Raw genomic sequence first — 19,219 nt, forward strand, 5'->3', positions numbered from 1 at the left:
TCCTTGCAGCGGGTCAGGGACCGATCATGCCCGAGGGGAAGTGAACGCCGGTGGGGCGTGTTCAGAACATCCCCACTTCCAGCCGCGCGGCCTCCGACATCATGTGCTGCGTCCACGGCGGCTCAAACACCAGTTCGACATCCGTATCCACCACGGTCGGGATCAGCTTGAGCTTGTCGCTGACGTCGGACACGAGGACCTCGCCCATGCCGCAGCCCGGCGCGGTCAGCGTCATCCGCACCTCGACCAGGCGCTGGCCGGGTTGCTCGGGATGTGGCAAGACCTTGGCTTCGTAGATCAGGCCCAGATCCACCACGTTGATCGGGATTTCCGGATCGAAACACGTGCGCAGCTGGTGCCAGACGAGCTCCTCAACCGCGTCGTCGTTGGCGCCCTCGGGCAGCACGAGCGGCGGGGTGGGTTCCTTGCCGATCGCGTCGGCATCCTGCCCGGCGATGCGGAACAGGTTGCCGTCCACGAACACGGTGAAGCTGCCGCCCAGGCCTTGGGTGATGTAACCCACCGACCCGGCGGGGAGTTCGACCTCGTCGCCCTGGGGCACGAGGATGGCGGGGCAATCACGTTCTAATCGGACAGGTTCGCTGCTACGGGAATACATGCGTTCTGGCTGCTGGATGAAGTCGTACCATTCTAGTCCAATATGCCGGCCGACGCCCACCCGTTATGCTGGGCAGCTGCCTGAGCCGATTGCTTCGATGACCCCTCCTCTGCCTTCGACCGGGCGCGCACGCCGCGCGCCTGCCCGTGTGTTTTCCTGTGTGCTGCTGGCGCTTGGCGTGTTTGGCTTTGCCGCCGCCTGGGTGCTCGTCGCCCTGTCCAGTGGCCGTCTGGGCAGCTGGATGGCCATCCTCGGGGCGATCGACATTGTGATCGTGCTGCGGCTGGGCGGCTGGCGTCCGGGGCCGGCGCGTGCGCTACTCGCCGCCGTTGCCACCGCGTGCATCGCCATCCTCGCCATCTGGTGGATCATCGCCGCCCATCTGGGTGCGATGCTGGGCCTCACGCCGTGGGGCTCGGCGATCCGGCTGGGCTTCCATCACGCCTGGACGCTCGCGGGCATCGCAATCGGCCCGATCGACCTGCTCTGGATGGCCGCGGCCGTCGTGCTCGCCGCCGTCGCCAGTCGCTGAACCTGGCCTAGCGCCTCCCACGCGCCTCCCACGCGCCAGTCGCGCGATGTCACCGCGGACGGCCGCCAGCCTCAGGCGTCCAGCGCCTTCAGTTCCGACACCAGTGCGCCCACCGCCTCCGCCCCGTCGCCGTAGAGCATGCGGGTGTTGTCGGCGTAGAACAGCGCATTCTCGATGCCCGCAAAACCGGTGCCCTTGCCGCGCTTGATCACCACCGTGTTGCGTGCATTGACCACGTCCAGGATCGGCATCCCGTAGATCGGGCTGGCCGGATCGGTCTTGGCCACCGGGTTGACGACGTCGTTCGCACCGATCACCAGCGCCACGTCGGTCTGCGGGAACTCCGGGTTGATGTCGTCCATGTCCACGATCAGGTCGTAGGGCACGCCGGCCTCGGCCAGCAGGACGTTCATGTGGCCCGGCATGCGTCCGGCCACCGGATGGATCGCGAACTTCACTTTCACCCCGCGATCGATCAGCCGCTGGGCCAGCTCCCACACCTTGTGCTGGGCCTGGGCGACGGCCATGCCATAGCCGGGTACGATCACCACGCGTTCGGCGAAGGCCATCATGGAGGCAACGTCGCCGGCCTCGATCGGCTTCTGCGAGCCGCTGATTTCCTGCGCCTCGCCGGTCGCACCGAAATGCGAGAACAACACTCCACTGATCGGCCGGTTCATCGCCTTGGCCATCAGCCGGGTCAACAGCATGCCCGCCGCGCCAACCATGGTGCCGGCGATGATGAGCGCCTCGTTGCCGAGTACGAAGCCTTCGAACGCCACCGCCAGGCCGGTCAGCGCGTTGTACAGCGAGATCACCACCGGCATGTCCGCGCCGCCGATCGGCAGGGTCATCAGCACGCCCAGCAGCAGCGCGAGCACGAAGAAGGCAACGATCGCCGGCATCTGCAACGTGGCCACGGCCCAGCCGCCGGCCAGCAGCATCGCCAGGAAAACCAGCGCGCTGAGGAGTTGTTGCGCCGGGAAGACGACGCGCCGGTCCAGGCGTCCGTCCAGCTTGGCCCAGGCGATCACCGAGCCCGACAGCGACACCGCACCGATCGCTGCGCCCAGTACCGCCAGGGTCAGGGTGAAGGTGGACAAGGCCGGCAACGTGCCAGCCAAGGCGGGGGTCGCAACGCCGACCATCGAGGCGGCGCGCAACAGCTCCACCGCGCCGATCGCCGCGGCGGCACCACCGCCCATGCCGTTGTAGAGCGCGACCATCTGCGGCATGTCGGTGATGGCGACCTTCTTGCCCGATAGCCAGGCCGCCACCGTGCCGATGACGAGAGCGGTGACGATCAAGCCCAGGTTGTGCAGGTCCGGCAACAGGAAGGTGGCGGCGGTCGCCACCAGCATGCCCGCTCCCGCCCAGCGGATGCCGCTGCGTGCGGTTTTGGGCGAGGCCATCCGTTGCAGGCCAAGCAGGAACAGCGTGGCAGCGACGAAGTAGCTGCTCGCGGCGACCAGCGACTGCAGTTCGGCCGCGCTCACGCGCGGGTGTCCGGTGCTTTCGACGCTTCGCCGGCCGGTGCACGCTTCACGCTGGGCTTGAACATGTCCAGCATGCGCTCCGTGACCACGTAGCCACCGGCGGCATTGCCCGCGCCCATCAACACGGCGACAAATCCGATCACTTTCTCCAGCGTGGTATCGGCGTGGCCGAGCACCACCATCGCGCCGATCAACACGATGCCGTGGATGAAGTTGGAACCCGACATCAGCGGCGTGTGCAAAATCACCGGCACCCGCGAAATAATCACATGCCCGGCGATCGCCGCCAGCATGAAGATGTAGAGCATCGCAAACGCCTGCACCATCAGCCCTTCGCCCATCGTTCCTTCCCCGCGCGGTAGTTCCCCATCATAACCACGCATTCACGGGCGCCGGCAGAGCCGCTGGCGTTTGCTGGCAATTCCGCGCGGCCTGTCAACCCGCACCGGCCTCGCGCGTTTCCCTGTCTGCAGCAACCGCTGCGACCCGCCCCGCGACGCGATTGTCGCGAGCGACCGGATGCCGGCCGTATATGCTTGATTTCGTGACCCATGACGCCATCGAACCCCTGCTGCAGACCGCCGTTGAGCCCGACCCGACGGACGCCCTTGCCGTTGCCGGGGAGCCGGCCCTGCGCGAGCCCAGGACGCTGGACGAGTTCCTCGCACGTCTGGGAACGCGCGCCTTCCGCTTCGCGGAGATCGGCCTGCGCCAGCGCGAGGATGCGCTCGACGCGGTGCAGGACGCGATGATGAAGATGATGAACTACCAGGACCGACCGCCGGCGGAGTGGACGCCGCTGTTCTGGAGCATCCTGCGTAGCCGGATCATCGACATCCAGCGTCGGCGGACATTCCGCCTGCGCTGGATGGCGCCGGCGATCGAGCGCGACGACGGCAGCACGCCGGACTGGCCCGACCACGGTCCCGACCCGGCCCGCAATCACGACGGCCGCGAAGGCTACGCGCGCCTGGTCGAGGCGCTGCAGCAATTGCCGCGCCGCCAGCGCGAGGCGTTCAGCCTGCGCATCCTCGAAGAGCTTGACGTGGCGACCACCGCCAAGGCGATGGGCTGCAGCGAGGGCTCGGTGAAAACCCATCTATCCCGTGCACGCACGGCGCTGCAATTGCAGCTGGAGGACTGGAAATGAACCGCTACGCATTCCCCCCGGTCCCGGACCCGGGCAGCAGTCCGGAAGACGTGTTCGACGCACAGGCGCGCGCGCTTCACGCCGACGCGCTCGCGCACGTCTCGCCGCAGGTCCGCCGCCGGCTTCAGCAGGCCCGCCACGCCGCAACGCTGGGCGCTTCCCGGAAGCACAGTCGCCTGTGGACATGGGCAGGCAGCGCCGCCGTGCTGGCACTCGCGCTGGGCGCGGGGATCCAGCTGCAGCGCGTGCCGGCTCCGGCGCCGGGCGGCAGCGTCCCGATGGCCTCCACGGCGGCCACGTCGACACGCCAGTCCACCGATACGGTGGACGCCATCGACAGCGAGGTCAGCGGCCTGCTCGCCGCGCTCGACGAAAACCCGGACTTCTATCTCTGGCTCGCCGCCAACGACGGCGCCCTGTCGCCACCTACGGAGCGTTTCCCATGAACCGTTCGATCCGCTTGACCTGCCTGACGGCCCTGGCCGCCGTGGTGTGCATGCCGGCGATGGCCTCCGAGCCGACCATGCCCGAATGGGACCAGCTCAGCGCGGAAACGCGCGCCACGCTGATCGCGCCGATCCGCGAGCGCTGGAACAGCCAGCCCGACGGCCGGGAACGGATGCTGCAGCGCGCGCAACGCTGGAGCGAGATGACACCGGAACAGCGCGGCAAGGCGCGCCACGGCATGGACCGCTGGCACCACATGTCACCCGCCCAGCGGCTGGAGGCGCGTGCGCTTTACAGCAAGATGCGGGGAATGGACCCGGATGCGCGCAAGGCGCTGCGCGAGCAGTGGCGCAACATGACGCCGGAGCAACGCAAGGCCTGGGTGGAGGCCAACCCGGCGCCGGAAAGTGGGGATCGCCCGCGCTGACCTGACGACCCGGGCCGGCATCGGCTGAGCCCGGCTCGCGCCACGTTGCCGGAGACGGTCGCGCCCTCAGGACGTGAAGATAGTCGCAAGGCCGGACCTTCGGTCTCGCGTGCGGACTGCACCTACCCTTTCGCGTGATGCTCAGGCGCCGCTGGATTGCCCGGCTGCCGACACCTGCGGTGAGACGACCAATGCCGGCGCCTCGGACGCGGCTTCCGGGCGCGACGGCCACACGGTCCTGGCCAGCAGCTCATCGCTCCAGTCGAAATCGATCGCCCCGTCGCGGACGAACAGGCTGACGAAATTCAGGACGTTGCGCGCGAACATCTCGCTGGCGTGGGTGGCACCGCTGCTGGGCAGGTTCAGCGGCCCGGCGACGGTGACGCCGCCCACATCGACCGTCTCGCCGGGCCGGGTGGACTCGCAATTGCCGCCGGTTTCGGCCGCCAGATCGACGATGACGCTTCCCGGCCGCATCCCTGCCACCATCGCCGCGGTGAGGATTTTCGGCGCCGGCCTGCCCGGCACGGCCGCCGTGGTTACTACCACGTCGACCAGCTTGAGGTGTTCACCGAGGCGGCGCTGCTGCTCGGCCCGTTCCTCCTCGGTGAGCTGGCGCGCGTAGCCGCCCTCGCCCGCCGCGCTGACGCCCAGGTCGAGGAATTTGCCGCCGAGCGATTCGATCTGCTCGCGGGTCTCCGGTCGCACGTCGAAACCCTCGACCTGCGCGCCCAGCCGTTTTGCGGTCGCGACCGCCTGCAGGCCGGCAACGCCGGCACCGATAACCAGTACGCGCGAGGGGCGGATCGTCCCGGCGGCGGTGGTCAGCATCGGAAAGAACCGGGGCGCCAACTGGGCACCGAGCAGGACCGCCTTGTAGCCGGCCATGCCGGCCTGCGAGCTGAGTACGTCCATGGCCTGGGCGCGCGTGGTACGCGGCAGGCGCTCCAGCGGAAAGGCGAGCAGCTGCTGCGCGGTGATCGCCTCGGCGCGTGCCGGGTCGGCCTCGGGCGCCAGCTGCCCGACCAGCACGGTGCCGGACGCCAGCACCTGCAGCGTCGAGACTGGCGGGCTCTGCACGCAAAGCACGACTTCGGCACCCGTCAGCGCGCTGGCGGCGTCAGCGACCAGCTCGACACCGGCGCCGACATAGGCCTCGTCGGCGAAACCCGCCGCCCTGCCAGCGCCGCGCTCCATGCGCACGCGCGCGCCCAGCGCGGCGAGTTTTTTCGCCGTCTCGGGAACCAGGGAAACGCGACGTTCGCCGGCCGCGGTTTCGCGGGCGACGCCGATAATGATCGTCATCAGGCATTCCTTGTGCGGGTTCAGCCCATCCTAGCGAATGCCCGGCGCCTGGGTGCGCCGGAAAACGGGACGACGGGTGAAACGGGGTGCCAATGCCGCGCTCGCATCGCGAGCCGCTCTGTGCGTGCGCTAGCGCGCCACCGAACCGGCGGCGCGGTCCAGCTGCTCGCGGACGTGCTGCATCGCCTGCTCAAAGGCGGTCGGCTCGCAGCCCACCTCCAGACGGCCGGCAGCGGCCATCACCGCCAGCTCCTCCACCGTGGCCACCAGGACCCGCAAGCCGCGGCGGTTGACCAGCAGCCTGCGGTCGCTGAGCGGGCTGACCCAGGCGATCTTCGCGGCCAGCGACTCGCCCTTCAGGTCGCTGATCTGCAGCCACGACCCGGCCTCCAGCGCGCGCAGCTCCTCGACCTGCGCCGGCCTGGCGCGCGCGCTGCCGCGCGGATCCAGCCACAGGCTGCGCTCGTCGTCGTCGTCCTGGGCCTGCCGGGGCGGCGGCGGATAGAGGTCGCGCGGGGTGTGCGGGTAGACCAGCCCCTTGACCAGCAGCGCGAGCGCGTGCTCGGCCGCGGACTGGTCCAGTCCGGAGCTGGCCAGGCATTCGGCGATGCGCGGCTCCAGCGCCAGCAGGTGATCGGCCAATTCCGAACCGCGGCCTTCCGCCGCCAGGCGGTCGGCAGCCACCAGTGCATCGCCCAGGGACACCGCGTCGACCAGGCGCTCGCGGTCGTCGCCGTCGCGCAACCAGGTCTGGACCAGGTGATGGCGCCAGGATCCGCGCAGGAACTCGGCAATCGCCGGGCTCAGCGGCGGGGCCGACAGGCGCCGTGCCAGCACGGTATCGGCCTGCTCGCGGGCGTGGTTCAGCCGTTCGCGACCGTTGGTGGCCTTGGCCGCACGCTCCTCCTGCAACTCGATCCGGCGCCGCTGCTGCTGCAACAGGGCGTCCAGCTCGCGGTGCGCGGTCTCGAAGATCACCAGGTCCTCGGTGTATTCGGCGACCACGCGCTGGGAAATGGAGGTGGCCCGGTCCAGCAGCTCGCGCTCCTGCGGGGTGTTGCCGGCGTTGCCCGCGACCGCCTCGGTGATGGCATCGAACAGGCGCCGCGCCGGGTGGGTCGGGCTGACAAACAGTTGCTGGTCGGTCAGCGCGACCTTGACGTAGGGCAGCACCAGGCGCGCGTACATCCGCCGCGCGCGGTCCTGCAGTTGCTGGCTGCGGAACAGCGCGTCGAACAGCAGGCCGACCAGGTCGATCGCGTCCTCGTCCTCGGCGCTGAAGCTGATCTGTTCCGGATCCAGGCCGAGACGGCGCGAGCCGGTGTTGAGCTGGTCGCGGATCGCGCCCGCCAGGGTGCCGGTACCGGCCAGCGCGCGCGCGAAGACGTCCGCGGGCTCGGCCTGCATCAGCGAGGCGACGTTGACCAGTTCGTCCAGGCGCAACTCCCGGCGACCCGGCGTGCCGCCCGTGGAGGTGCCGGCCCTGGGAGCTGGCGCCTCGTCGCGGCGACCCTCGCGCCAGGCGTGCAACATGCTGCGCAGCTCGTTCAGCTCGGCCGGCGTCGGGGCCTCGGCGCCGCCACCGGGAGCGCCCGCGCGCCCATCGCCCCAACCCGCTCCGCCGGTGCCGGTACCAGTGCCGGACGCGGCGTGTCCGCTACCCGCGTGACCATGACCGCCATACGCGGGCTGGCCGGCAGCACCTGCAAACCCGGCCGGACCCGCGCCGTGCTGGCCCTGCCCCAGACCCCAGCCAGCCGCCCCCTGGGTCGCGGTGGAGTAACCCGTTGCCGGCACCGGCCCCGGCGCTCCGGGCGATCCACTGGATGCACCAACGGCGGCCGCAGAAGCCGCCACCGCTGGCGCATCCGGCGCCGCCGGCAATCCGTAGCCACCGCGCGCGAGCACCGCGTTGGCCGCGTCGTAAAGCTCACCCAGGACGCCGCCCAGCGCCTTGGCGTAGTGCTCGAACAACAGCGTCCGCAGCAGTTCGGGGATCTGCTCGTCTTCAAACGTGTCCACGAAGGCCATCGCCAGGCGGGTCGGGCCCAAGGGGTTCATCGAGGGCTCCGCGCCCAGCGCGCCGGCCAGGATGTCCAGGCGTGCTCCCATCATGTCGAGGCTGGCGCTGTGCCGATGGTCCAGGCTGGCGGCCAGCGCCTGCCCGGCCAGATGGAAATCGATCTGGCCTTCGTCGATCAGCCCGAGTGGAACGTCGACGCTGTCGCGGGCATGCAGCAGGCGGAAATCGTCGAAGCCGCGCGCGATTCCCTGCCGGAAGCGCATCACATGGGCCGCGTGGTGCTGGCGCAGCACCCACAAGGCGGCCTGCGCCTGGTAGACGACCTGCGGCGAATGGTTTGCATCGCCCCCGGCGGTGATGGCCGCCAGCGCGGTATCGATCGCCGGGTAGAATTCGCCCGGCAGCCCGGCCAGGCGCTCCAGCACGAGGCGCTTGATCTCCTCAAGCACCCGCGTGGGATCCACGGGGGTGGAATGGAAACCGCGGGCGGATGGGATAGACACGTGTGCTCCAGACCTGGGTGACGCAGACCGCTGCCCACAAACCTGTATGGGAGCATAGTGGCAATATGGGTCAGGTTTCTCCGCTCAATGTTTGAACTGTGACTTATGACCCCCAAAGCCGATACATCGTATCAACAAGGGCCCTCGCTCGACGCCCTGGATGCTGCGCTGGCGCACCTGGATCGCCGCCGTTCCGTGCCCTTCATGCGCTTGCAGGAGCCCGGGCCGGACCGCGCGGTGTTGCTGCGGCTGCTCGCCAGCGCGACCCGGGTGCCCGACCATGGCGCCCGCGTGCCGTTCCGGTTCATCAGCCTGCGCGGCGATGCCCGGCGGGTGTTCGGCGAGCGCCTGGCCGCGCGCCATCGCCAGGCCGATGCCGAGGCCAGCGAGGGCGCGATTGCCAAGGATCTTGACCGCTACCTGCACGCGCCGCTGATCGTGGTGCTGGTGGCCGAACTGGGCCCGGATCCGAAGATCCCGGGCCAGGAGCGCCTGCTGAGCGCGGGGTGCACCGGCTTTGCGCTGCTGCAAGCTGCCCAGGCCGCGGGCTTTGGCGGTTGCTGGTTGACCGGTTGGGCCGCCTACGACCGCGGCGTTGCCGCGATGCTCGGCTTGGCGGACCACGAGCACATCATCGGTTTCATCCACCTGGGCACGCCATCGCAGGAAATCGGCGAGCGTCGCCGCCCCGATCCGGCGGCATTGCTGTCCGAGTGGGTGCCTTGAGCGACGCCGGCGTCGCTGCCTCGCCCCGCGCTGCCACGCCGACCCTCTACCTGGTCGATGCCAGCCTGTACGTCTTCCGCGCCTGGCACTCGATGCCCGACGATTTCCGCGGCGCGGATGGCTCGCCGACCAACGCCGTCCACGGATTTGCCCGGTTCCTGCTGGAACTGCTGGATCGTGCGCGCCCGCAGCATATCGCGGTGGCCTTCGACGAGGCGCTTGACTCGTGCTTCCGCAACGCGATCTACCCGGCCTACAAGGCCAACCGCGAACCGGCGCCGGACGCGCTGAAACGGCAGTTCGTGCACTGCCGTGAACTGTGCGCCGCGCTTGGCCTGAGCGTGCTCTCCCACCCCGAGTACGAGGCCGACGACCTGATCGGCAGCGCCTGCGTCGGCGCGCGTGCGCAGCGGTTCCGCTCGGTGATCGTTTCGGCCGACAAGGACCTGTCGCAGCTTCTGGCTGAGGACGACGAGCAGTGGGACTTCGCCCGCGGCCAGCGCTGGGGCGCGGACGGCGTCCCCGCGCGCCACGGTGTGGAGGCCCGCCAGATGGCCGACTACCTGGCGCTGACCGGCGATGCGGTCGACAACATCCCGGGAGTGCCGGGCATCGGTGCGAAAACCGCCGCGGCGCTGCTGACGCATTTCGGCAGCCTGGATGCGCTGTTGGAACGCATCGACGAGGTTCCGTACCTGCGCCTGCGGGGCGCGGCGGCGTGCGCGGCCCGGCTGCGCGAGCATCGCGACCTGGCCCTGCTGTGTCGCCGCTTGTCGACGGTGGCCTGCGACGTGGTCCTGGACGATGCGGGCAGCCACTTCATCCGCGAGTCCGCCGATTCCGCCCGCCTGCATGCGCTGTGCGAACGGGTCCGCTTCGGACCGATGACGCGCCGCCGGCTGTACGGCGCTGCCGGGCTGGAATTCAATCCCGGCGCGTGAACAGCGTCGCCGGGAAGGTTTAGCATCCGTCCATGGACAATCCCCTGGACGATCGCGAAAAGCCCGTTGAAACCATCTACGACGGCAAGTGGCTGCGGATGCTGCGCCGCGGCCGCTGGGAGTACGTCGAGCGCACCCACGGCAAGGGCATGGCGGTGATCATCATTGCCGTGACCCCGGCCGATGAGGTGCTGTTCGTGGAGCAGTTCCGCGTGCCGCTGGGTTCGCGCACCATCGAGATGCCGGCCGGGCTGGTCGGCGACGATGACGCCTCCGATACGCTGGCCGCCGCCGCGCATCGCGAACTGGTCGAGGAAACCGGCTGGGAGCCCGGCCGGGTCGAGGTCCTGCTGGTCGGTCCCACCTCGTCTGGGATGAGCAGCGAACGCATCGCCTACGTGCGCGCCCGTGACCTGGTCAAGGTGGGCGAAGGCGGTGGTGTCGGCAATGAGGACATCACCGTCCACCACGTTCCGCGCGAACACGCGCCGGCCTGGCTGATCGAGAAGCAGAGCGAAGGCTTCGAGCTGGACCTCAAGCTGTGGGGCGGCCTGTGGATGATCGACCGCAACCCGGACGGATCGCCCGTCGCGCCCTGACGATCATTGACCGCCGGGCTCGGCAGGCGCGCTGGCCTCAGCCGGCGAACCCGTCGGTGGCACGCACCAGCGAGTCGACGTTCTCGGCCTCGAAGGCCGAATGCCCTGACGCCGGCGAGATCGCCAGCGTCGCCTTCGGCCAGGCCTTGTGCAGGTCCCAGGCGTTCTGCACCGGGCACACCACGTCGTAGCGCCCATGCACGATCACGCCGGGAATATCGGCGATCGCGTCCACGTCACGCAGCAGCTGGTCATCGACTTCGAAGAAACCGCCGTTGACGAAGTAGTGGTTCTCGATGCGCGCGAACGCCAGCGCGAACTTCGGGTCCTCGTGGCTGGCGGTGAAGTCGTCGTCCACGTGCAGGAAGCTGGTCGCGCCTTCCCAGACGCTCCACGCCTTGGCCGCGGCAAGCCGGATGGATTCGTCCGCGCTGGTCAGGCGGCGGTGGTAGGCACTGATCAGGTCGTGGCGCTCGGTGACCGGGATCGCCGCCAGGTAGTGCTCCCACGGTTCCGGGAACAGGCGGCTCGCACCTTCCTGGTAGAACCATTCCAGTTCCCAGCGACGCAGCATGAAAATGCCGCGCAGCACCAGCTCGGTCACGCGCTTGGGGTGCTTCTGCGCATAGGCCAGCGCCAGCGTCGAGCCCCAGCTGCCACCGAAGACCTGCCACTTGTCGATGTCCAACTTGACCCTCAGCTTCTCGATGTCCTCCACCAGGTGCCAGGTCGTGTTGGCGACCAGGTCGGCGTGCGGCGTGGAGCGACCGCTGCCGCGCTGGTCGAACAGGATGATGCGGTAGCGCGCAGGGTCGTGGAACCGGCGCATCTTCGCACTGCATCCGCCACCCGGCCCACCATGCAGCAGCACCACCGGCTTGCCGTCGGGATTGCCGCACTGCTCGTAATACAGCGTGTGGCGTTCGTCGACGCTGAGCGTGCCGGTGTCGTAGGGCTGGATCTCGGGATACAGGGTGCGCATGGGGACTCCGCCGCAGGTTTGACCGGCAATTCTACCCAGCGCCGCCGGTCCCCGCAGCGCGCCGGCCGTGGCGTCAGCGCGCTCGACCCAGGCTCACGCGGTCGCGCTGCTCCAGATCGAGGACGGTTTCCACCTCGCCCAGACCGGCCTCCCGCATCAGGGCCCGCACCGCGCCGCCCTGGTCCCGCCCGTGCTCCAGCAGCAGCCAGCCGCCGGAGGCCAGCAGCGCCGGTGCATCGCCAATGATGGTGCGTATGTCGTCCAGTCCGTCGGCACCCGCGGCCAGCGCGCTGCGCGGCTCGAATCGCAGGTCACCTTGGCCCAGATGCGCGTCGTCCTCGGCGATATAGGGCGGATTGCTGACGATCAGGTCGAAGCGCATGCCGGCCAGCGGTTGCAGCCAGTTGCCGTGGCGGAATTCCACGTTGCCGAGACCCAGCGCCCGCGCGTTGCCGGCCGCGACCGCCAGCGCGCTCTCGCTGGCGTCGGTGGCGATCACGTGGACCAACGGGCGCTCCATCGCCACGGCGAGGGCCACTGCGCCACTGCCTGTGCCGAGATCTGCAACCCACAGCTCCCGATCCGCTGGCAGCCGGGCCAGGGTTTGCTCCACCAGCAGCTCGGTTTCCGCCCGCGGGATCAGCGTGGCCGGACTTACCTGCAGGTCGAAGCGCCAGAATCCGCGCTGCCCGGTCAGGTAGGCGACCGGTTCGCCCGCGCGCCGGCGCTCCAGCAGCGATTCGAACCGCTGCGCGGCGGCGTCATCGAGCTCCTCGTCGCCGTGCGCATACAGCCAGGTGCGCGAGCGCCCAAGGACGTGCGCGAGCAGCAACTCAGCCTCGCCCGCACCCGTGCCGGCGCGCGCTTCGCGCAGGATTGAATCGATTCGCGCCATGGGTCCTACCGAACGTTGAAAAGCTGCGGATGCCTGAGGCGGTCCGGCCCAGGCTGGCCATGATAGGCGAGCCCGCATCGCAGACATCCGGAGGGCGCGGGGTTGATAAGCGCCACCAACGCCGCGATGTCGAAAAGATCGCCGTCACCAGGCGATGTGCGTTTTCGCAAGACCCGCTCTAACGATAGGTAGTGGCTATCGAATCAATCACATCAATCGATTTGATTAATCCCATAGGCGCCACTAGCCTGTGATTCGTAGCTTCTTCTTCTCCCCCATCCACTGCAAGAGGATCCAGCGATGTCCCTGATCAATACCGAAATCAAACCGTTCAAGGCCCAGGCGTTCAAGAACGGCGAATTCAAGGAAATCACCGAGGCCGACCTGAAGGGCAAGTGGTCGGTGTTCTTCTTCTACCCGGCCAACTTCACCTTTGTCTGCCCGACCGAGCTGGAAGACCTGGCCGACAAGTACGAGGAGTTCCAGAAGCTCGGCGTCGAGATCTACAGCGTCTCCACCGACACCCACTTCTCGCACAAGGCGTGGCACGACACCTCCGAGTCGATCAAGAAGATCAAGTACACGATGATCGGCGACCCGACCGGCACGATCACCCGCAACTTCGACGTGATGATCGAGGAAGTCGGCTTGGCCGACCGCGGTACCTTCGTGATCGACACCGAGGGCAAGATCCAGATCGTCGAGATCAACGCCGGCGGCATCGGCCGCGATGCCAGCGAGCTGCTGCGCAAGGTCAAGGCCGCCCAGTACGTCGCTGCGCACCCCAACGAGGTCTGCCCGGCCAAGTGGAAGGAAGGCGAGAAGACGCTTGCTCCTTCGCTTGATCTGGTTGGCAAGATCTAAACCGCTGCAATGGCGACGCTGCGGCGTCGCCCAGATGTCCGCCCGGGCGCTGTAGCCGCCCGGGCGCATGATCCGAGCCCCGGGTGTCCTCCACCCGGGTCTCTTCAGGGCTGGTTTCGCCTGATTCCACACCGATTCCACACCCGATCTCGCCGTACGCGAGTGGGTGACGCGTCACCGGTTGCTTGCACAAGCGGCCTGGGCTGAGCCGGATGCTGGAGATATCCACCGGCACCCCCACCGGCCCCCTCCCCCGGCTCAGGCCGCTCCTGCAAGCATCCACACGCCTTCTTTCCACCTTCAATGGAGCCGTTGCCATGCTCGATGACAGCCTCAAGACCCAGTTGCAGACCTACCTGGAAAACGTGACCCAGCCGGTCGAGCTGGTCGCCTGCCTGGACGACAGCGCCAAGTCGCAGGAGCTGCATGCCCTGCTCACCGATATCGCCGCGATGTCCGACAAGATAACGCTGCGCCGCGATGACGATTCGCAGACGCGCAAGCCCTCCTTCGCGATCAACCGCGTCGGCACCGATATCGGCGTTGCCTTCGCGGCGATCCCGATGGGCCATGAGTTCACCTCTCTGGTGCTGGCGCTGCTCCAGGTCGGCGGCCACCCGGGCAAGATCAGCGATGAGCTGGCCCGGCAGGTGCGCGAGCTGGAGGGCGAGTTCAACTTCGAGACCTTCATGTCGCTGTCCTGCCAGAGCTGCCCGGACACGGTGCAGGCGCTGAACCTGATGAGCGTGCTGAATCCCGCCATCCGCCACGTCGCCGTTGATGGCGCGCTGTTCCAGGACGAAGTGGAGGCCCGCGAGATCATGTCGGTGCCCACCGTGCTGCTCAACGGCGAGGCCTTCGACACCGGGCGCATGACGGTCGAGCAGATCGTCGCCCGGCTCGACACCGGCGCCGGCAAGCGCATGGCCGAGGAGATCAGGACCAGGGCGCCGTTCGAGGTGCTGGTCATCGGCGGCGGCCCGGCCGGAGCGGCGTCGGCCATCTACGCCTCACGCAAGGGCATCCGCACCGGCGTGGTCGCCGAGCGCTTCGGCGGCCAGGTGCTGGACACGATGTCCATCGAGAACTTCATCTCCGTGCCGCACACCGAGGGCCCGAAGTTCGCGGTGGCCATGGAGCAGCACGTGCGCGAGTACGACGTGGACATCATGAACCTGCAGCAGGCGACCAGGCTGGTGCCAGCGAGCGAACCCGGCGGTCTGGTCGAGGTGCAACTGGCCAACGGCGCGTCGCTGAAGTCGCGCAGCGTGGTGCTCGCCACCGGCGCGCGCTGGCGCCAGATGGGCGTGCCCGGCGAGGAGGAGTACCGCAACAAGGGCGTGGCGTACTGCCCGCATTGCGACGGGCCGCTGTACAAGGGCAAGGACGTGGCGGTGATCGGTGGCGGCAACTCCGGCGTTGAGGCCGCTATCGACCTGGCCGGCATCGTCAACCACGTCACCCTGGTGGAGTTCGACAGCCGGTTGCGCGCCGACGAGGTGCTGCAGCGCAAGCTGCGCAGCCTGCCCAACGTCACCATCCTGGTCAGCGCACAAAGCACCGAGGTGCTCGGCGACGGCAAAAAGGTCACCGGACTGGTCTACAAGGACCGCGAGGGTGGCGATATCCACCGCGTGGCGCTCGACGGCATCTTCGTCCAGATCGGCCTGCTGCCCAACACCGAATGGTTGAAGGGCGACCTGGACCTCTCCCCGCGCGGCGAGATCGTCATCGATGAGCGCGGCGCGACTTCGATGCCGGGCGTGTTTGCGGCCGGCGACGCCACCACCGTGCCCTACAAGCAGATCGTGATCGCCATGGGTGCCGGCTCGACCGCCGCGCTGAGCGCGTTCGACTACCTGATCCGCACCCCGGCACCGGCCGAAGCCGCAGCCGCCCTGGCAGCGGCCGCGGACACCGCCGCGGCCTGAGGGCCAACCGTTGCCGCCGCGCCCAACGGCCGGCGGCAGCGGGTCTGGAATCCCGATGAATCTTCGCGACCTCAGGTACCTCGTCGCCCTGGCCGAGCACCGCCACTTCGGCCGCGCCGCGGCGGCCAGCTTCGTCAGCCAGCCCACCCTGTCCACCCAGATCCGCAAGCTGGAAGAGGAGCTGGGCGTGACCCTGGTGGAGCGCGCACCGCGCAAGGTGATGCTGACCCCCGTCGGTCGCGACATCGTCGAACGCGCCCGGCGGGTGCTGGCGGACGTCGACCAGATGGCGGAGATCGCGCGTCGCAGCCAGGATCCCGACGCCGGTTCGATCCGTCTGGGCATGTTCCCCACCCTGGGGCCCTACCTGCTGCCGCACGTGCTGCCGGGCCTGCGGGAGAAGTTCCCGCGCCTGGAAATGCTGCTGGTGGAGGAGAAGACCGACGCCCTGCTCGAGCGCCTGCGCGAGGGACGGCTGGATGCCGCGCTGCTGGCACTGCCGATCCACGACGACCAGCTCCACGTGGAGACGTTGTTTGAGGAACCCTTCCTGCTCGCGGTTCCACGCCAGCACGCGCTGGCCAAGCGCCGCTCGCTGGCCATCGACGACCTCGACCGGATCCCGTTGCTGCTGCTCGAGGAAGGCCATTGCCTGCGCGACCAGGCGCTGGATGTGTGCCGCCTGACCGGCGCGGGCGAGCGTGACGGCTTCCGCGCGACCAGCCTGGAAACCCTGCGGCAGATGGTCGCCGCCGGTGTGGGGCTGACCCTGCTGCCGGCGCTGTCGGTGCAACCGCCGGTGCCGCCGTCGCCGGACATCGCGCTGTTGCCTTTCGAGGGCGAGTCGCCGCACCGCACGATCGCCATGGTCTGGCGCAGGAGCTCGGCGATGGCCTCGTTGCTGGAGCGCATCGCCGGCCAGCTGCGTGAACTGCCATCCGGTTTGCTGCTGCCGCCGGCGGAATCCTAGAAACTGCGCAGAACTCCGCCGCCGATCACTCAGACCGCCGGCGCTGCCCCATCCAGCCAGTCAATCTGGTCGTCTTCGAGCGAAACGGGATTGCCGAGTTCCAGCGCGTCGACCACCTCGCGCGCCTGGGTCCACGCCGCTTCCGGCACGCAGACCTGGACCAGACCGAACATCGGCAACTCACCCATGCCGCCCAGCAGGGCCTCGCCCTTGACGAATACGGGGATGTCCGCCGCTTCCAGTGCATGCCGCACCAGATGGGCATCGATGATCCCGGCGGCTTCATAGACCACCCGCATCATGGGCGAACTCCGGGGCGGAGAGAAAGATGGCTTCGCATCGCTCCACCATACGCCGCTGCGCGTGAGCGCCAGCAGTCCGGCGACACCGGCTAGACTGGTCGCTTTCCCAGCCGATCCCGCGCCGCATGTCCGACTCGACCGCCTCTGCATCCCCTCCTACTGCCGACGCGCCGATCAAGCAGGACTTCGTCCGCCAGATCGTCCGTGACGACATCGCCAGCGGCAAGCACACCGCGATCCGGACGCGCTTTCCGCCCGAGCCCAACGGCTACCTGCACATCGGCCACGCAAAGGCGATCTGCCTCGACTTCGGTATCGCCGACGAATTCGGCGGGGTGTGCAACCTGCGCATGGACGACACCAACCCCTCGCGCGAGGACATCGAGTACGTCACCGCGATCCAGGAGGACGTGCGCTGGCTGGGCTACGAGTGGAACGAGCTGCGCCATTCCTCGGACTACTTCGAGGTCTTCTACCTGGGCGCCGAGAAGCTGATCGAGCAGGGTGATGCGTTCGTCTGCGACCTCACCGCCGAGCAGGTGCGCGAGTATCGCGGCAGCCTGACCGAACCCGGCCGCGAATCGCCCTGGCGCAACCGCAGCGTCGAGGAGAACCTGGACCTGTTCCGGCGCATGCGGGCCGGCGAGTTCGCCGAAGGCGCGCACACCCTGCGCGCAAAGATCGACATGGCCAGCGGCAACATCAACCTGCGCGATCCGGCGATCTACCGCATCCGCCACCTGGCCCACCAGAACACCGGCGACGCCTGGTGCATCTACCCGATGTACGACTACGCGCACGCACTGGGCGACGCGGTCGAAGGCATCACCCACTCGCTGTGCACGCTGGAGTTCGAGGACCACCGGCCGTTGTACGACTGGTGCGTGGACCGGGTCGACCTGGCCGGCCATCCCGAATTGCTGCGCCCGCTGACCGAACAGGGCATGCCGCTGGAGGCCGCCAAGCCGCGCCAGATCGAGTTCTCGCGCCTCAACATCAACTACACCGTGATGAGCAAGCGCAAGCTGATGGCGCTGGTGCAGTCCGGCCTGGTCGACGGCTGGGACGATCCGCGCATGCCCACGCTGCTGGGCCTGCGCCGCCGCGGGTACACGCCCGCGTCGCTGCGCCTGTTCGTCGAGCGCCTGGGGGTGAGCAAGGTGAACTCGGTGATCGATTTCTCGGTGCTCGAAGGCTGCCTGCGCGAGGACCTGGACGTCAGCGCTGCACGCCGCATGGCCGTCATCGACCCGCTGAAGGTGACGCTGACCAACCTGCAGGACGGTCACGGCGAGTCGCTGGAGTTCCCCAACCATCCCAAGGACGAGTCCTTCGGTAGCCGCCAGGTGCCGTTCTCCAATCGCCTGTGGATCGAGCGCGACGATTTCGCCGAAGTGCCGCCCAAGGGCTTCAAGCGGCTGGTGCCCGGCGGCGAGGTCCGCCTGCGCGGCGCCGGCATCATGCGTTGCGATGAAGTCATCAAGGACGCGGACGGTACTGTCATCGAACTGCGCTGCTCGATGGATCCGGAGTCGCGGCCCGGCATGGAAGGCGCCAACCGCAAGATCAAGGGCACCATCCACTGGGTCAGCGCCGAGCACGCGGTGGCCACCGAGGTCCGCCTGTACGACCGCCTGTTCTCGGTCGCCGATCCGGACGACAACAGTGACGGCCAATCCTACGAGGACCACCTCAATCCCGAATCGCGGCGCACCGTCACCGGCTATATCGAGCCGGCCGCGGCGGACGCGAAGCCCGAGCAGTCCTGGCAGTTCGAACGCCTGGGCTATTTCGTCGCCGATCGCCAGGACCACAGCCCGCAGCGACCCGTGTTCAACCGCAGCGTCACCCTGCGCGACATCTGGGCGGCCAAGGCGTGACCGATCCACGGCTGCAGCACCCTGCGCAGCCTGCCAAGGAGTTCCAGCCGATGCTGTACGCCCAGGTGCACCTGACCCTGCCCGCGTGGATTCACGAGGGCATCGACACCAGCGCGCCCTATCCGGGCGATGAGGCGAAGGTCGCCCTGGCAATCGAACTGTCGGCACGCAACATCGAAGCGCGCAGCGGCGGCCCGTTCGGCGCGGCGGTATTCGGCCCCGATGACCGCATCATCTCGGTCGGCGTCAACCGGGTGATCCCGCAGGCGTGCTCGCTGGCGCATGCCGAAACGATGGCCTACATGCTCGCCCAGCAGCGCACCCAGCGCAGCCGACTGAACGAGAGCGAGCCCGGCGTCCGCGCCGGACCGGTCACCCTGGCCACCTCGGCGCAGCCGTGCTGCCAATGCTACGGCGCGACCATCTGGGCCGGCGTGGACCGCTTGCTGATCGGCGCCCGCAGCGAAGACGTCGAAGCGCTGACCGAGTTCGATGAAGGCCCGTTGCCGGCCGACTGGGTCGGCGAACTGACCCGCCGCGGGATCGACGTCGTGCGTGACATCCAGCGCGACGCGGCCTGCGAGGTGCTGAAAGACTATGCCCGCTCCGGCGGGGCGGGCTATTGAC

Annotated in this window: 20 protein-coding genes; 12 read left to right on the forward strand and 8 right to left on the reverse strand. The window is 68.6% G+C overall.

From position 1 onward, the window contains the following. Nucleotides 1-61: 61 nt before the first annotated feature. Entirely contained in the window at nucleotides 62-619 is a 558-nt protein-coding gene (gene sufT / locus INQ41_RS10530; RefSeq protein WP_193984290.1) for a putative Fe-S cluster assembly protein SufT, read from the reverse strand. 97 nt (nucleotides 620-716) lie between these two features. On the opposite strand from sufT, the gene INQ41_RS10535 reads away from it, so the two are divergent. Next, nucleotides 717-1,151 (forward strand): hypothetical protein, encoded by a 435-nt coding sequence (locus tag INQ41_RS10535; RefSeq protein ID WP_193984292.1) that lies wholly within the window; start codon nucleotides 717-719, stop codon nucleotides 1,149-1,151. Between the two features lie 71 nt (nucleotides 1,152-1,222). On the opposite strand, the gene INQ41_RS10540 is transcribed toward INQ41_RS10535, so the two are convergent. After that, nucleotides 1,223-2,647 (reverse strand): NAD(P)(+) transhydrogenase (Re/Si-specific) subunit beta, encoded by a 1,425-nt coding sequence (locus INQ41_RS10540; protein WP_193984294.1) that lies wholly within the window; start codon nucleotides 2,645-2,647, stop codon nucleotides 1,223-1,225. Continuing rightward, nucleotides 2,644-2,973, reverse strand: a complete 330-nt coding sequence (locus tag INQ41_RS10545; RefSeq protein ID WP_193987337.1) for an NAD(P) transhydrogenase subunit alpha — start codon at nucleotides 2,971-2,973, stop codon at nucleotides 2,644-2,646. Before INQ41_RS10545 ends, INQ41_RS10540 begins: the two co-directional genes overlap by 4 nt. A 206-nt stretch (nucleotides 2,974-3,179) precedes the next feature. Here INQ41_RS10545 and INQ41_RS10550 point away from each other — a divergent pair, with 206 nt between their 5' ends. From INQ41_RS10550 to INQ41_RS10560, 3 genes are read left to right on the forward strand one after another with little or no spacing between them, the layout of a single operon-like run. Beyond that, nucleotides 3,180-3,797 carry an RNA polymerase sigma factor gene (locus INQ41_RS10550; protein ID WP_193984296.1) on the forward strand — a complete coding sequence of 206 codons (618 nt, stop codon included), beginning with the start codon at nucleotides 3,180-3,182 and terminating at the stop codon, nucleotides 3,795-3,797. After that, nucleotides 3,794-4,243, forward strand: coding sequence for a hypothetical protein (locus INQ41_RS10555; RefSeq protein ID WP_193984298.1), 450 nt, complete (start codon nucleotides 3,794-3,796; stop codon nucleotides 4,241-4,243). Before INQ41_RS10550 ends, INQ41_RS10555 begins: the two co-directional genes overlap by 4 nt. Continuing rightward, nucleotides 4,240-4,671 carry a DUF3106 domain-containing protein gene (locus INQ41_RS10560; protein WP_193984300.1) on the forward strand — a complete coding sequence of 144 codons (432 nt, stop codon included), beginning with the start codon at nucleotides 4,240-4,242 and terminating at the stop codon, nucleotides 4,669-4,671. Before INQ41_RS10555 ends, INQ41_RS10560 begins: the two co-directional genes overlap by 4 nt. Nucleotides 4,672-4,812: 141 nt before the next feature. Here INQ41_RS10560 and INQ41_RS10565 read toward each other — a convergent pair whose 3' ends face one another. Together INQ41_RS10565 and INQ41_RS10570 are read right to left on the reverse strand one after the other, a co-directional pair. Next, nucleotides 4,813-5,976 carry an NAD(P) transhydrogenase subunit alpha gene (locus INQ41_RS10565; protein ID WP_193984301.1) on the reverse strand — a complete coding sequence of 388 codons (1,164 nt, stop codon included), beginning with the start codon at nucleotides 5,974-5,976 and terminating at the stop codon, nucleotides 4,813-4,815. Nucleotides 5,977-6,105: 129 nt separating this feature from the next. Next, nucleotides 6,106-8,502 carry a DUF1631 family protein gene (locus INQ41_RS10570; protein ID WP_193984303.1) on the reverse strand — a complete coding sequence of 799 codons (2,397 nt, stop codon included), beginning with the start codon at nucleotides 8,500-8,502 and terminating at the stop codon, nucleotides 6,106-6,108. Nucleotides 8,503-8,607: 105 nt separating this feature from the next. On the opposite strand from INQ41_RS10570, the gene INQ41_RS10575 reads away from it, so the two are divergent. Genes INQ41_RS10575 through INQ41_RS10585 form a run of 3 tightly spaced genes read left to right on the forward strand, consistent with a single transcriptional unit; the run spans nucleotide 8,608 to nucleotide 10,768 of the window. Further along, entirely contained in the window at nucleotides 8,608-9,228 is a 621-nt protein-coding gene (locus INQ41_RS10575) for a nitroreductase family protein (protein WP_193984305.1), read from the forward strand. Next, the gene (locus INQ41_RS10580; protein WP_228076577.1) at nucleotides 9,216-10,169 is read left to right on the forward strand and encodes a 5'-3' exonuclease; all 954 of its coding nucleotides are present in this window, start codon (nucleotides 9,216-9,218) and stop codon (nucleotides 10,167-10,169) included. The genes INQ41_RS10575 and INQ41_RS10580 overlap by 13 nt, the downstream gene beginning before the upstream one ends. Before the next feature lie 32 nt (nucleotides 10,170-10,201). Then, entirely contained in the window at nucleotides 10,202-10,768 is a 567-nt protein-coding gene (locus INQ41_RS10585; protein ID WP_193984307.1) for an NUDIX hydrolase, read from the forward strand. A 37-nt stretch (nucleotides 10,769-10,805) separates the two neighbouring features. Here the strand turns inward: INQ41_RS10585 and pip are convergent, their stop codons facing one another. Both pip and prmC read right to left on the reverse strand, forming a co-directional pair. Further along, a complete protein-coding gene (gene pip / locus INQ41_RS10590; protein WP_193984310.1) occupies nucleotides 10,806-11,750 on the reverse strand; it encodes a prolyl aminopeptidase in 945 nt (314 codons plus the stop codon). 73 nt (nucleotides 11,751-11,823) lie between these two features. After that, nucleotides 11,824-12,645, reverse strand: coding sequence for a peptide chain release factor N(5)-glutamine methyltransferase (prmC, locus tag INQ41_RS10595; RefSeq protein ID WP_193984312.1), 822 nt, complete (start codon nucleotides 12,643-12,645; stop codon nucleotides 11,824-11,826). A gap of 300 nt (nucleotides 12,646-12,945) precedes the next feature. Here prmC and ahpC point away from each other — a divergent pair, with 300 nt between their 5' ends. The 3 genes from ahpC (at nucleotide 12,946) to INQ41_RS10610 (ending at nucleotide 16,410) form a co-directional block, all read left to right on the forward strand. After that, nucleotides 12,946-13,509, forward strand: coding sequence for an alkyl hydroperoxide reductase subunit C (gene ahpC, locus INQ41_RS10600; RefSeq protein ID WP_193984314.1), 564 nt, complete (start codon nucleotides 12,946-12,948; stop codon nucleotides 13,507-13,509). A gap of 317 nt (nucleotides 13,510-13,826) precedes the next feature. Beyond that, the gene (ahpF, locus tag INQ41_RS10605) at nucleotides 13,827-15,440 is read left to right on the forward strand and encodes an alkyl hydroperoxide reductase subunit F (RefSeq protein WP_193984316.1); all 1,614 of its coding nucleotides are present in this window, start codon (nucleotides 13,827-13,829) and stop codon (nucleotides 15,438-15,440) included. 55 nt (nucleotides 15,441-15,495) lie between these two features. Continuing rightward, nucleotides 15,496-16,410, forward strand: coding sequence for a LysR substrate-binding domain-containing protein (locus INQ41_RS10610; protein ID WP_193984318.1), 915 nt, complete (start codon nucleotides 15,496-15,498; stop codon nucleotides 16,408-16,410). Between the two features lie 29 nt (nucleotides 16,411-16,439). Here INQ41_RS10610 and INQ41_RS10615 read toward each other — a convergent pair whose 3' ends face one another. Then, nucleotides 16,440-16,709, reverse strand: coding sequence for a putative signal transducing protein (locus INQ41_RS10615; protein WP_193987339.1), 270 nt, complete (start codon nucleotides 16,707-16,709; stop codon nucleotides 16,440-16,442). Nucleotides 16,710-16,837: 128 nt separating this feature from the next. On the opposite strand from INQ41_RS10615, the gene INQ41_RS10620 reads away from it, so the two are divergent. Further along, nucleotides 16,838-18,592, forward strand: a complete 1,755-nt coding sequence (locus tag INQ41_RS10620; protein WP_193984320.1) for a glutamine--tRNA ligase/YqeY domain fusion protein — start codon at nucleotides 16,838-16,840, stop codon at nucleotides 18,590-18,592. Between the two features lie 50 nt (nucleotides 18,593-18,642). Continuing rightward, nucleotides 18,643-19,218 (forward strand): nucleoside deaminase, encoded by a 576-nt coding sequence (locus tag INQ41_RS10625; protein ID WP_193987340.1) that lies wholly within the window; start codon nucleotides 18,643-18,645, stop codon nucleotides 19,216-19,218. Nucleotide 19,219: the final 1 nt, after the last annotated feature.

Origin of the sequence: Lysobacter ciconiae, assembly GCF_015209725.1 — a bacterium.
Lineage (GTDB): Bacteria > Pseudomonadota > Gammaproteobacteria > Xanthomonadales > Xanthomonadaceae > Novilysobacter > Novilysobacter ciconiae.